General features: G+C 72.1%; 11 protein-coding genes and 1 riboswitch. Of the genes, 1 reads left to right on the forward strand and 10 read right to left on the reverse strand.

Annotated features, from left to right (window positions below):
• Window positions 1–386: 386 nt before the first annotated feature.
• Window positions 387–1607, reverse strand: coding sequence for a helix-turn-helix domain-containing protein (locus ACZ6X9_RS19630; protein WP_469779268.1), 1221 nt, complete (start codon window positions 1605–1607; stop codon window positions 387–389).
• Window positions 1608–1802: 195 nt separating this feature from the next.
• Here ACZ6X9_RS19630 and ACZ6X9_RS19635 point away from each other — a divergent pair, with 195 nt between their 5' ends.
• Window positions 1803–2225 carry an NUDIX hydrolase gene (locus tag ACZ6X9_RS19635; RefSeq protein WP_469779269.1) on the forward strand — a complete coding sequence of 141 codons (423 nt, stop codon included), beginning with the start codon at window positions 1803–1805 and terminating at the stop codon, window positions 2223–2225.
• A 216-nt stretch (window positions 2226–2441) separates the two neighbouring features.
• Here the strand turns inward: ACZ6X9_RS19635 and ACZ6X9_RS19640 are convergent, their stop codons facing one another.
• From ACZ6X9_RS19640 to ACZ6X9_RS19680, 9 genes are all read right to left on the reverse strand, one after another.
• Window positions 2442–3392 carry a Ppx/GppA phosphatase family protein gene (locus ACZ6X9_RS19640; RefSeq protein ID WP_469779270.1) on the reverse strand — a complete coding sequence of 317 codons (951 nt, stop codon included), beginning with the start codon at window positions 3390–3392 and terminating at the stop codon, window positions 2442–2444.
• 11 nt (window positions 3393–3403) lie between these two features.
• A complete protein-coding gene (locus tag ACZ6X9_RS19645) occupies window positions 3404–3967 on the reverse strand; it encodes a DUF501 domain-containing protein (RefSeq protein WP_469779271.1) in 564 nt (187 codons plus the stop codon).
• Between the two features lie 126 nt (window positions 3968–4093).
• Entirely contained in the window at window positions 4094–4561 is a 468-nt protein-coding gene (locus ACZ6X9_RS19650; RefSeq protein WP_469779272.1) for an FtsB family cell division protein, read from the reverse strand.
• A 159-nt stretch (window positions 4562–4720) separates the two neighbouring features.
• Window positions 4721–6004, reverse strand: a complete 1284-nt coding sequence (gene eno / locus ACZ6X9_RS19655; protein WP_185942684.1) for a phosphopyruvate hydratase — start codon at window positions 6002–6004, stop codon at window positions 4721–4723.
• A gap of 644 nt (window positions 6005–6648) precedes the next feature.
• On the reverse strand, window positions 6649–7389 hold the full coding sequence (locus tag ACZ6X9_RS19660; protein WP_469779273.1) for a transglycosylase family protein: 741 nt from the start codon (window positions 7387–7389) through the stop codon (window positions 6649–6651).
• 4 nt (window positions 7390–7393) lie between these two features.
• Window positions 7394–7573, reverse strand: a riboswitch (cyclic di-AMP (ydaO/yuaA leader).
• 260 nt (window positions 7574–7833) lie between these two features.
• Window positions 7834–9024 (reverse strand): transglycosylase family protein, encoded by a 1191-nt coding sequence (locus tag ACZ6X9_RS19665; RefSeq protein ID WP_469779274.1) that lies wholly within the window; start codon window positions 9022–9024, stop codon window positions 7834–7836.
• A gap of 151 nt (window positions 9025–9175) precedes the next feature.
• Window positions 9176–10426 carry a cytochrome P450 family protein gene (locus ACZ6X9_RS19670; protein WP_469779621.1) on the reverse strand — a complete coding sequence of 417 codons (1251 nt, stop codon included), beginning with the start codon at window positions 10424–10426 and terminating at the stop codon, window positions 9176–9178.
• A gap of 374 nt (window positions 10427–10800) precedes the next feature.
• Window positions 10801–11232 carry a DUF6479 family protein gene (locus ACZ6X9_RS19675; RefSeq protein ID WP_436784277.1) on the reverse strand — a complete coding sequence of 144 codons (432 nt, stop codon included), beginning with the start codon at window positions 11230–11232 and terminating at the stop codon, window positions 10801–10803.
• Window positions 11233–11314: 82 nt separating this feature from the next.
• On the reverse strand, window positions 11315–12367 hold the full coding sequence (locus tag ACZ6X9_RS19680) for a nucleoside triphosphate pyrophosphohydrolase (RefSeq protein ID WP_469779275.1): 1053 nt from the start codon (window positions 12365–12367) through the stop codon (window positions 11315–11317).
• Window positions 12368–12413 lie beyond the last annotated feature (46 nt).

Genomic DNA, 12413 nt, shown 5'->3' on the forward strand with positions numbered 1-12413 from the left:
CCTTCACTAGACGTTAGGTGCTGTCTGCTACACTGCGCCGCCCACGTGACCGACGCCATACCCCTTCCAGGGAACCACGGACCCCCGAAACGCGTTGATCACCCCCGCTGAGCTGGCCTTGCGCCCTGGAACGCAACTGGACCACTCGGCTCCGCAGCCCTGCCTGAACGTTCCTTCTCCGCAGTCACGGAAGACCCGTTGCCGCTCATCCGGGCCCCTTCGGCCCCTGATGGGGGCCGATCGGCACTGGACCAGCGTTCCAGTCCCTCATTTTCATGTGAAGGATTTCACGAACTTTTTCCCCGAAGGAGCGCCGCTCCGCTGCCGGGGTCCGCCGGGACCCCCTCGGACGCACCGGTAACGGCGCCAAGGAACGGCCTCCGCGCTCAGTCCGGACCCGCCAGAACGTCCACGAGCACGCGCCCCTCCCGAGCCTTGCGCCGCAGCAACAGCGCCGCCACCGCATGCAGCTCGCCCCACGCGTGTGGACGCCCGATCGCCGCCGCGTCACCGACGACGGCCAGCGCCGCGTCCAACGCCGCGTCGGCCTCACCGGCCCCCGCGTAGGCGTGCGCGAGGCACGCCCCGTACCAGGCTCTGTCCCGCCGGAATCCGGGCGCGAAACCGGCGAGCCCCACCACCAAGTGGTCGACGGCACTGGCCCAGTCCTTCAGGTGCAGGTCGGCCATGCCCCGCTGCGCCGAGAACCAGGACTCGCCGTAGAAGTACAGCCAGGGCGGAGCGTCACGCGCCTCCCGAACGACCCGGTGCGCTTCGTCCAGATTGCGGTACGCGCCTTCGGGATCGCCGTCGAGCGCGCACCCCCGCCCCGCCATCTGCAGCGCCATGGCCCGCGTCGCCCGGCTCACCCCGGCCGTGGCCACCGCCGCTTCCGCGAGCCGGACGCACCCCCGCCCTCTGCCCTTCGACCAGGCGAGATGGGCCTTCATGCTCATGGTCGTGGCCGCCAGATCACCGTGCCCGGCCTCCAGCGCCCAGTCGTAGGACCGGTCGAACCACCCCAAAGCGAGCGGGGTGTTGTCCTGGTCCTGCGCGATCCACGCGAGGAACTGCGCGTACTCCGCCACCAACCTCACCAGCCGGTCCGCCAGCGGCCCCCGCGCCTGGCCGTACAGCCCGGCCACCCGCTCGAACTGGGCGGCCACGACCCCGGCCATGACCCGCGAACCGAGCGTGTCCTCGGCCCGGCGATGAGAGGCGAGCAAGCTTTCCATCGCTTCGAGAGAGGCCACGTCCAAGCGCACCCGGCCGTCCCCGACCCGTCGCAGCCGTTCCATCGCGGGGTCCGCGACCACCTCGGGCAGCACCAGCGAGGGCAGCGGCAGCTCGGCTTTCGCGCCACCCAGCAGCTCGGCCGGTACATCCAGCCCCCGGACGATCCGCTGCCGCACCTCGGCCGAGGTGACCGTCCGCCGCCGGTTCTCGATCGCGGAGACATCAGGCTGCGACAGCCCCACGCGGGCCCCAAGTTCACTTTGAGTGGCCCGGGTCAGCGCCCGCCACCCCTTCAACAGCGCAGCCCAGTCCTCGGCCGCCACGGCGGCCCGTAACCGTGGGTGCGCCCAGACGTCCGGCTCCGGCTCCATGGCCGCAATATACGGCGGCCGTATACGGCCTGGCAGTGGATCAGTGCGAAGACGGACCGGCATGGTGAAAGCACATCGCTCCCGAGAGGGCGGCCCAGTGAGGGCTAAGCGACCGGGTTCGACCACGAGGCCCCCAACGGGTCGTCAAGCCTGCTTCGCCCCCGAGAAATCACCGATCCACACAGGAAGAGAGCCATGCCGCCTGCCTCCCACGCCCTGGGCCTCGCCCATATCACCGATGCCGACGGACGTCTCCTCATGCTGAAGGGAGGGGACGGACGGTGGCGCCTTCCCGGCGGGCCGGCCCTGCCGGAAGAATCGGCCCGGAGCGCGATGGCGTACCACGTACGCCGAGTTCTCCGGCTCCGCGTCGAACCACGCTTCCTCCTCGGAACGGAACCGGTCCCCGACACCGCTTCCACGGCTTACCTCTTCGCGTGTGGACCCCTGACGGCCGACGACATCGGGCGCATCAGGCTCCCGGAGGGCAGCATCCGTTCGACCGTCGTGGCGCTGGCCTTCGTGGACTATCCCGGCATCACCAAAGGCGTCAGCCCCCATGAGCACCGGCTCATCGCCGAAGCCGCCGCGGCCTTCCTCCGGAGAGGCCCCTCCTGACCCTTGGCCCTAGGCGTTCACGGGCAGCGGTCAAGGTCCCGCCGAGGTCTCCACCGGCCGGTCGGGCATGTCCCTCAAACCCCGGAAAGGTGGACCGCAACGATGGTTGACTGTCCGATATGAGCGCCGCCGCGGCGAGGGTCCCGGTACGACCCGGTACCGGGACCCTGTCCGCAGGTCTCGCCGTATCCGGCCGACCCCGCTGCCCCGCCCGCCTCAGGCCTCCTCGGCCGTCTTCCAGGCGATGCCGTCCAGGATGTCGTGCTCGCTCACCACGACGTCCGTCGCCCCGATCCGCTCCATCAGGCATTGGAGGACGAGCGCGCCGGCCGCGATCACGTCCACCCGCCCCGGGTGCAGCACCGGGATGGCCGCTCGTTCCTCGTGGGTGGAGGTGAGGAGGCGGGTGGTGACCTCGCGGACGTGGTCCAGGGGGATGCGGGCGTGGTGGATGGCCGTCGAGTCGTACTCGGGGAGGCCGAGGGCGATGGCGGCCACCGTGGTGACCGAGCCGGCCAGGCCGACGAGCGTGCGGGCCTCGCGGAGGGGGACGGTCCGCTCGGCGAGGTCGAGGGCGGCCTCGATGTCGGCCCGTATGGCGGCGATCCGCTCGGGCGACGGCGGGTCCACGACCGCGCCGTCCGCGACGAGGTGACGTTCCGTCATGCGGACGCAGCCGACGTCCACGCTGCGTGCCGCCCGTACCCGGTCGTCGCCGACGACGAACTCCGTCGAGCCGCCGCCGATGTCCACGACCAGGAAGGGGCGGTCGAGGTCGGTGCGGCCCGTGAGCTCCTTGGTGGCGCCGGTGAAGGAGAACTCCGCCTCCAGGTCACCCGTGATCACCTCGGGCTCGACGCCCAGGATGTCCTTGACGCCGGCAACGAACTCCGCGCGGTTCTTCACGTCCCGGGACGCCGAGGTGGCGACGAACCGCACCCGCTCCGCGCCGTGCGCCCGGATCGCCTCGGCGTACTCCCGGCACGCGGCGAACGTCCGCTCCAGCGCCTCCGGCGCGAACCGCCCGGTGCGGTCCACGCCCTGGCCGAGCCGGACGATCGTCATCCGCCGGTCGAGCTCCTTGAACGCTCCCGTGGCGGGGTCGAGGTCGGCGACGAGCAGACGGATCGAGTTCGTACCGCAGTCGATCGCGGCAACGCGGGTCATGCCTGTACTCCTTATTCCTCGGTGTCGGAGCTGCCGGAGGTGCCGGACTCCGAGGGCGCGCCGCACGGCGACACACACGGGCCCTTGCGCCACCACTCCGGCAGCATCGCGATCGTCTCGTCCCCCAGCGGGTTGACGCCGGGGCCGGCCGCCAGCGAGTGGCCCACGAGCACGTGCAGGCACTTCACCCGGTCCGGCATGCCGCCCGCGCTGGGGAAGCCCTCCAGCACCTCGATGGCGTCGCGCCGGCGGATGTAGTCCTCGTGCGCGGCACGGTACGCGGCGGCCAGCTCCGGGTCGCTCTGCAGCCGGGCGCTCATCTCCTTCATCACGCCCTCGGCCTCCAGCGTGCCGATGGCGGAGGCCGCGCGGGGGCACGTCAGGTAGTAGAGCGTCGGGAACGGCGTGCCGTCCTCCAGCCGCGGCGCGGTCTCGACGACGTCCGGGTTGCCGCAGGGGCAGCGGTGGGCGATCGCCCGCAGGCCGCGCGGGGGGCGGCCGAGCTGCTCCTTGAACGCGGCGATGTCCGCGTCGGTGGGCTGGGTGGGCTCGGTCTGGGGAGGAGGGGTGTCCATGTGCTCGCTCGTGTCGGAGGGTCGGAAAGTCGGAGGAGGTCCGGAAGTCGGAGGAGGCCTGGAAGAAGGAGATCCGGAAAGAGACGGTCCGGAAGGAGGAGGTCCGGAAGGTTGGAGTGGGGCGCGTCAGCGGTGGGCGTCCGACGTGTCCACGCCGTCCCACAGGTTGACGTACCACGGCCGGTCGGCGGCGCCCTGGTCGCGGCGGTGCCGGGCGTTGCCGCTGCCGTCCACCACCGTGTAACCGGTTTCGCCGGGACGGACGTAGTGCAGGTGTTCGCGCGCCAGCCGTTCCACGTACGCCGGGTCCTCCAGCCGCGCCTTCTCCTCGCGCAGCCGCTTCACCTGCTCCTTGGCCTGCTCGGAGCGGTGCCGCTGGTCGTCGATGTCCGAACGCTGGGTGACCCACTGGCGCATGGGGTAGGCCAGGGCGACGATCAGCGAACAGACGACCAGGGCCAGCAGCGCCGCGCGGCCGGTGAGCCGGCTGCGGCGCGGCGGACGGGTGCGCCGGCCCCGGGCGTCCGGCCCCTGGACCAGGACCGTGCCGATCGCTTTGAGCCTGGTCGCGGTGGAAAACCGTTCCGCCGCCACATCGCCTCCCCGCTGCCGGCTTCACCGAAGCCGGACCGCATGCCAAAACCGTCCCCGGCCACGGTACGGGACCATGGCCGGGGACGGGGTGAGGCGTGAGGCTTTGTCAGCCTCGCACGCGCCCTGTGCGCTGCCGCGCCACCGGCGCGTACGGAGCGATCAGCCCTGGCGGAAGCGCGGGAACGCGCTGCGGCCGGCGTACACCGCGGCGTCGTCGAGGATCTCCTCGATGCGCAGCAACTGGTTGTACTTGGCGACGCGCTCGGAGCGGGCCGGGGCACCGGTCTTGATCTGGCCGCAGTTGGTGGCGACGGCCAGGTCGGCGATGGTGACGTCCTCGGTCTCGCCGGAACGGTGGGACATCATGCACTTGAAGCCGTTGCGCTGGGCCAGCTCGACGGCGTCCAGGGTCTCGGTCAGCGAACCGATCTGGTTGACCTTGACCAGCAGGGCGTTGGCGGCGCCCTCCTCGATGCCGCGGGCGAGGCGCTCGGGGTTGGTGACGAACAGGTCGTCACCGACGAGCTGGACCGCGTCGCCGAGGCGCTCGGTGATGGTCTTCCAGCCGTCCCAGTCGTCCTCGAACAGCGGGTCCTCGATGGAGACCAGCGGGTACGCCTCGACGAGCTCGGCGTAGTAGTCGGTCATCTCGGCGGCGGTGCGGCTCTTGCCCTCGAAGGTGTAGACGCCGTCCTTGTAGAACTCGGAGGCGGCCACGTCGAGCGCGAGCGCGATGTCCTGGCCGGGGGTGTAACCGGCCTGCTTGATGGCCTCGAGGATGAGGTCGAGGGCCTCGCGGTTGGAGCCGAGGTTCGGGGCGAAGCCGCCCTCGTCGCCCAGGCCGGTGGACAGGCCCTTGGCCTTCAGCACGGCCTTGAGGGTGTGGTAGACCTCGGTGCCCCAGCGCAGCGCCTCGGAGAAGGACTCGGCGCCGATCGGCGCGATCATGAACTCCTGGATGTCCACGTTGGAGTCGGCGTGCGAGCCGCCGTTCAGGATGTTCATCATCGGAACGGGCAGCAGGTGCGCGTTCGGGCCGCCGAGGTAGCGGAAGAGGGGGAGGTCCGAGGCCTCGGAGGCGGCGTGCGCGACGGCCAGGGAGACGCCCAGGATGGCGTTGGCGCCCAGGGAGCCCTTGTTGTCGGTGGCGTCCAGGTCGAACATGGCCTGGTCGATCAGGCGCTGCTCGGTGGCGTCGTAGCCGACGAGCTCCGGGCCGATCTGCTCGATGACGGCCAGCACGGCCTTCTCGACGCCCTTGCCCAGGTAGCGGTTCTTGTCCCCGTCACGGAGCTCGATGGCCTCGAAAGCACCGGTCGAGGCGCCGGACGGCACCGCGGCGCGGCCGGTGGAGCCGTCGTCGAGGCCGACCTCGACCTCGACCGTGGGGTTGCCTCGCGAGTCGAGGATCTCGCGAGCTACGACGACGTCGATGGACGGCACGAGGGTCTCCTTCGTGTGTGTCTGGGTACTCCAGCGTTCTGCAGCACGAGCCTAACGGGCGCCGGAGGGTCCACCCGCCCCCGGAGCGCCACCCCGCCGGAAAAATGGCACAAACGCCGAGATCAAGGGACGAATGGGCGGGGTGTTCGCTCAACGGGGAACCGGCGGGGGAAACGGGGACGCGCCGTACGGGGGCCGGGATGCGCCGCACAGGGAGCCGGACGTGCCGGACGGGGAGCCGGGCGAGGGGCCGTTCGTCCGCGACCCGGGCCGGTCTCGAGACGTGATGCCGGCCGCGCGACGTGGCGCCGGCCGCGCGCCGGTTGCATGCCGACCATCTGCCGACCGTGCGCGGAAACGGCGGAGCCCCGCTCTGATGCGGCCCGGGGGGGGATCGGTCGCATCGGAGCGGGGCGGTTCCGCTGGGCCCGGGAACGGCGTTCCGGGCCGGTGGTACGGAGGCTGGGGTACGGGTGGGTGCCGCGGTACGGGCGGTGGTGCGCACCGCCCGCGGCCGCGAGAACCCCGGCCGCGAGGCCCGATCGGGAGGCCCGATCGCGAGGCCCGGCCGCGTACGACGACGCGGCACGGGCCACAGCCACGGCTCGCGGCCCTGACTCCCGGCCCCGGAATGCGCCTCGGCCTTAGCTGAGGTGCAGCTTCTGGCCGGGGAAGATGAGGTCGGCGCTGTCCACGACGTCCTTGTTGCGGTCGTAGAGCTTCTCCCAGCCGCCCTTGACCTTCTTGGCCTCGGCGATCTTGGCGAGGGTGTCGCCTTCCTTCACCTCGTACTCGCCGTCACCGATCTTGACGGTCTTCGGCGCGGCGTGCTTCGGCGCGGCCGGCTTGGCGGCCGGGGCGGCCGGGGCCTCCTCGGCCTCCCGCTGCGGGGCGGCGTGCTTCGGCGCGGCCTTGCGCTCGCTGCGGTCGGCGTGGCTCTGGCCGGTCGAACGCTGGCCCGAGGCCGACTTGGAGACGACCTTGCCGGAGCCGGAGCCGTCGACCTGCGGGGAGCCGCCACCGCGGGTCAGGCCGCCCTCACCGGCGCAGCCCCAGGCTCCGGGGCCCTGGGCGGCGAGCAGCTTCTCGGCGACCAGGATCTGCTGGCCCTTGCTGGCCAGGTCGGCGCGCGGCGCGTACTGGGTGCCGCCCATGGCCGCCCACGAGGACTGCGAGAACTGCAGGCCGCCGTAGTAGCCGTTGCCGGTGTTGATCGACCAGTTGCCGCCGGACTCGCACTGGGCCACACGGTCCCAGGTCTCCACGGAGGCGGCGTGGGCGGACGTGGCCATCATCAGCGGGGCGGCGACTGCGGCGCCGGTGACACCCGCGAGCGTGGCGATGCGGACGGCCTTGTTCGGACGACGGTGCTTGCCCTTGGACATGACTCGGTTTCCTCACCGGCGCCTACGAGGTGAGCTGTCGGGTTCGGGCGTGAGTTGCCCGGCCCGGTGGCTTGCGCTCACCAGGCTTCACCCCAAGCCGTACCGGTACGTCGGTCGTTGACCGATGAACCGTTCCGGCGACCTACCGTGGTTCCCCCGCTCCTGCCTACGGCGCTTGCGCGACGACTCCCCCGGCCGCCGGCAGGATTCGGCGTGACGACCGTGGTGCTCGCGATGGCGAGCGATGACGACGTTAAGCACAGACGGCCTATGGGTTCAAACCCTCCTTTTCAGCCACCGCCTGCTCCCCCCACCCCGGGGAACTCACCGTTTCCGCAGGTGGGAATGGTTTCTCGGGATTCTGACGAGCCGTCTCCGCGCCGATGTCAACGAGACCCATGTCTCACTTTCCTCCGGAACGGACATTCGACGCGAACTCCCCCGCTACTTCTTCAGTTCGAGCTGCTGACCGGGGTGAATCAGGTCGGGATCGCCCCCCACGACCTTTTTGTTGTCCTGGTACACGCGGTGCCAGCCGCCCTCGACCCGGTGCTCCTGGGCGATCTCTGACAGGTTGTCACCGGGGCGCACGGTGTAGTCGTGAACGGCTGTCGCGTCGGCGCGCCCGCGCTCGGCGCCGCGCGACGCGCGCTCGCCACCGGAACCGGACGGCTCCGCGCGGTGCTTGCCCGCGCCGGAGCCCGCCCGCTCATCGAGCGTTCCTGACACGGACGTTCCGGCGCCCTGGCCGGAGTCCCGGCCGGCCTCGGAACCGCTCTCGCGGCCGGCCTTCGCGTCGGTCGCCGAGTCGGCGGACGCCGCGTCGGACGAGCCGTCCGCCCCGCCGCCGTCCGGCTTGCGGTGCTTGCCGCCGGCGGACGAGCCGGTGGACGTGTCGCGGTCCTCACCGGAGGGCTTCTCCGGCTGCCCCGGCTTCCCGGAGGCATCGGTGGTGCCGGTGCCGTGCTCGCCGGCCTTCTCGCCCGTATTGCCCTTGTCGGCCTTGTCGGTCGACCGGTTGGCGTCGGAGGCGGCGTCCTTTCCTGAGGAACCGCCCTTGCCGGAGGAGCCGCCCTTCCCGGTGGAGGCGCCCGTCGACGTCTCACCGGCCTTCCCGTCGGCCCTGTCACCGGCCTTGTCGGACGATGTGTCCCGCGTCCGGCCGGAGTCGGACCGTCCGGACGTTCCGGAACCCGACGCGTGCGACGAACCCTCGACGGCGTCGTGCGGCATGCCCGGGTTCACCTCGGGCGCCCGGCCGTCCTTGGCCAGGTCGGACTTGACCGCGCAGGCGGGCCAGGCGTACGGGCCGCGGGCGTCGAGGATGCGCTGGGCGACGGCGATCTGCTGGGCGCGGCTGGCCTGGTCGGGGCGCGGCGCGTACTCCGTTCCGCCGTACTGCTCCCACATCTCGGGGGTGAGCTGCAGTCCGCCGTAGAACCCGTTGCCCGTGTCCGCGCTCCACAGGCCGCCGCTCTCGCACTGGGCGACGCGGTCCCAGGTGGGGGCGTCCGCGGCGTCGGCCGTGGTGGCACCGAGCAGGGGCATGGCGATCCCGGCGCCCGTCACGCCCGCGGCGACGACCACGGCGGGCAGTTGACGGGGACGGCGATGTCGGCCTTTCCCGGAGAGCATGCGATCACCTCTCATCTAGCTGCCGACCGGCTGCCGACGGCTGCCGATCGTGTGGCTGCTGAATATGACCGCAGAAGATAGCCAGGGCCCTCAGAGGCCACAACCCACCGTGATCAGCACCGGATGATGGTCAAGCCCAGTTGACGTATAGTCATGTGCCCGTCTGCCCGGGCTCCGGAGAGAAGGCCACGGGCAGGGTCCGCAGACCCCGCATGATGAGCCCGCCGCGCCAGCGGAGATCGGCCGGATCGGCGGAAAGTCGCAGGTCGGGGAGGCGCCGCAACAGCGTCGCGAGCGCCGTCCGGCCCTCCAGCCGCGCGAGCGGCGCCCCGAGGCAGTAGTGGATGCCGTGCCCGTACCCAAGGTGCTGATTGTCACTGCGGGCGAGGTCGAGGGTGTCGGGGTCGGCGAACCGTTCCGGGTCGCGGTCGGCCGCGGCGAGGACGACGAGCACGGGGTCGCCCTCCGCGATCCGCTGCCCACCGATCGTCAGATCGCGGGTGGCGAACCGCCACGTCGCCAGCTCCACCGGACCGTCGTACCGGAGCAGCTCCTCCACCCCGGTCTCCAGCAGGCTCTCGTCCCCGGCGTCCAGCGCGCGCTGGAGGCGCTCGCGCTCCCCGGGGTTGCGCAGGAGCGCGTACGTACCGTTGCCGATGAGATTGACCGTGGTCTCGAAACCGGCGAAGAGCAGGATGAAGGCCATGGCGGCGGCCTCGTTCTCGGTGAGGTGCTCGCCGTGGTCGCTCGCCCTGATCAGTCCGGAGATCAGGTCGTCGCCCAGGTCCTCGCGCTTGCGGTGGATCAGCTCGGCGAGGTACGTCCGCATCCGCTTCACCGAACGGGCCACTCCGCCACGCGGCCCGCCGCCGTGCCGGATCATCATCCCGGCCCAGTCCCGGAAGTCGTCCTGGTCCTCCGGCGGGACGCCGAGCATGTCGCAGATGGCGTAGATGGGGAGCGGGAACGCGAACTCGTGGATGAGGTCCGCCTCCCCGCGCTCCGCGAACCCGTCGATGAGCCGGTCCGTGAGCTCCTGCACGCGGGGCGCGAACTCCGCGACGCGCCGGGGCGTGAACGCCTTGGAAACCAGACGGCGCAAGCGCGTGTGGTCCGGGGGATCGATGTTGAGCAGGTGCGTCATGAGGTTGGCGCTCCGCTCGCCCGGAATGCCCACCTTGCCCTTGCCGTGCGCGGACTCGGAGTGGTGCACGGGGTTCTTCGACAACCGCTGGTCCGCCAGCGCCTGCCGCGCGTCGGCGTACCGGGTGACCAGCCACGCCTCCACACCGCTCGGCAGGGCGGTCTTGTGCACGGGGGCATGCTCGCGGAGCCAGGCGTACGCCGGGTACGGGTCGCTCGCGAACTCCCACGTGAAGAGGGGAGGGGTGGGGCCCTCCACGGGACAGGCGGGGGCTGCGGGCGCGTGTCCGCCATCACGGTCGCGGGCGGCGTCGTCACGCTCGCGGGCGGCGTCGCCGGTGTGGCCGTCCGTGTGGTCGTCGGTTTTGTCGTGCACGGTCCGACGCTACTAGGGGGCGTCCGTAAGGGGCGCGGGGACCGGCTTGACGAGAGGGGGGGAGGCAGGAGGCGGGAGGCGGGAGGCGGGAGGCCAGGAGACAGGGCTCTGTGACAGGCGCGGAGCATGGCAGGGGCGGGAGGGGTGAGAGGCGTGGGGCCGCAGGTGCCTGACCCGCGCCGCCCCACACGGATGCCTCTCCGCCCGGGCGGGGAACCGTCCGGCGGCGACTCCCCAGTGGTGACCGCCCCCGCTTCCTAGTGGTGACCGCCCCCGCCGCTGCCGAAGGCACCGCTGCTTCCGGGATTCCACTTCCGCTGTTCCTCGGTGAGCTCCTCCTCGTGGCTCCCCGGGTTCCTGAGCTCGTGCGGCAGCAGCCGCTCCCCCGGCCCCTCGGCGCGCAGCGGGTCCGCCTCCCGGTGCTCGGTCACGTAGCCGACTGCGTCGCCGTTGTCGTCGTGTCCGGGCCCGTGGTCCGGCGACGACGGACCCCTGTCGTGCTCCTCACGCGTCTGCCACGCGCCCTGCCGCCGCTGCGGCTGGCTCGGGGGCGGCGGTTCCTTCTCGCGCCACCGCTTTCCGTACACGAAGGCGAGGAGCAGCAGGGCGCCGACGCAGAGCCCGACGGCGAAGGGGGCGGCGCCGCCGACCCAGGCGGGCAGGGCGAGGACCATCTCATCGGTACGCATGCAGTCCGGTTACCCGGAGGGCGCCCGGTCAAGACCGCCACTGAGCCGAACGGGTGTGCACCCGCCGCCCGCGCCCGAGGGACTACGCGTCCCCCTCCTCCGTGCCGTCCCCCTCTTCCGTCCCGTCTGCCTCCTCCGTACTGACCGCCTCCTCCGTACCGTCCGCCTCCGCCTGTCGGATGGCGTCGCGGTAGGTGCGGGCGGCGGCGCGGAGCGCGGTCTCCGGTTCGACGCCCTCCGCTTCGGCGCGTACCGCCATGGCCAGCAGCGCGTACCCGACGCCCTCACCGGCCGGAAGGGGCACGTCCAGGCCCTGGGCCCGGACGCGGGAGGCGAGCTTGGCGGCGAGCGCGAGGGCCGGCTGCCCCAGCGGCACCCCCTCGGTCACGGACGCGCGGCGCTTCTCGGCCGCCTTGGTCCGCGTCCAGTGGGCCCTGACGTCGTCCGGCGTCTCCGCCGCCGCGTCCCCGAAGACGTGCGGATGCCGGTGGACGAGCTTGTCGACGATGGTTCCCGCCACGTCGTCGATCGCGAACGGCTCGTCGGGGTCGTCCTGGGCGATGCGCGCGTGGAAGACCACCTGGAGCAGCACGTCGCCGAGTTCCTCGCGGAGCGCCTCGCGGTCGCCCGTCTCGATGGCCTCGACGAGTTCGTACATCTCCTCCAGGCCGTACTTCCCCAGGTCCTCATGGGTCCGGATGCCGGTCCACGGGCAGGCCACCCGGATCCGGTCCATGACCTGCACCAGATCGAGGAGGCGGGAGCCCGGCAGGTCGTACGAACCGGGCAGCAGCTCCAGCGCCGGCATCCGCTGCCGGCCGGAGCCCGCCAGCCGGGCCAGGCCGTCGGTCAGCGCGGACTCCCCCGCCGCCGAGGAGATCACGACGACGGTGCGGCCGCCGGCCAGACAGTCGTCCACGAGCGCCCGCGCGTCGAAGGGCCCCTCCGGGGTCTCGGCGGTGATCCCGGCCTCCCCGAGGTAGGGCAGCAGCGGGTGGGCCGGGTCGGCGCACAGGACCCGGTCGGCGGCGTGCAGCGTCTGCCACGCCGGCCAGGACAGCAGTCCGGGCGCGACGCGGTGGCTGGTGGTGAGCAGGACGATCCGGCCGGCCGCCGGGGACGCAGAGTCGTTCACCCTGCCGAGCGTAGGGGACGGCGGACGGGAGGGAGCCCCGAGGGGG

It is taken from the genome of Streptomyces sp. NPDC052910 (genome assembly GCF_055585605.1).

Bases quoted from the DNA above. Each gene is read 5' to 3' on its own strand.
- ACZ6X9_RS19660 (WP_469779273.1), bottom strand. From the start codon at position 7,389: ATGTCCAAGGGCAAGCACCGTCGTCCGAACAAGGCCGTCCGCATCGCC.
- ACZ6X9_RS19675 (WP_436784277.1), bottom strand. From the start codon at position 11,232: ATGCGTACCGATGAGATGGTCCTCGCCCTGCCCGCCTGGGTCGGCGGC.
- ACZ6X9_RS19640 (WP_469779270.1), bottom strand. From the start codon at position 3,392: ATGACCCGCGTTGCCGCGATCGACTGCGGTACGAACTCGATCCGTCTG.
- ACZ6X9_RS19630 (WP_469779268.1), bottom strand. From the start codon at position 1,607: ATGGAGCCGGAGCCGGACGTCTGGGCGCACCCACGGTTACGGGCCGCC.
- ACZ6X9_RS19665 (WP_469779274.1), bottom strand. From the start codon at position 9,024: ATGCTCTCCGGGAAAGGCCGACATCGCCGTCCCCGTCAACTGCCCGCC.
- ACZ6X9_RS19645 (WP_469779271.1), bottom strand. From the start codon at position 3,967: ATGGACACCCCTCCTCCCCAGACCGAGCCCACCCAGCCCACCGACGCG.
- ACZ6X9_RS19635 (WP_469779269.1), top strand. From the start codon at position 1,803: ATGCCGCCTGCCTCCCACGCCCTGGGCCTCGCCCATATCACCGATGCC.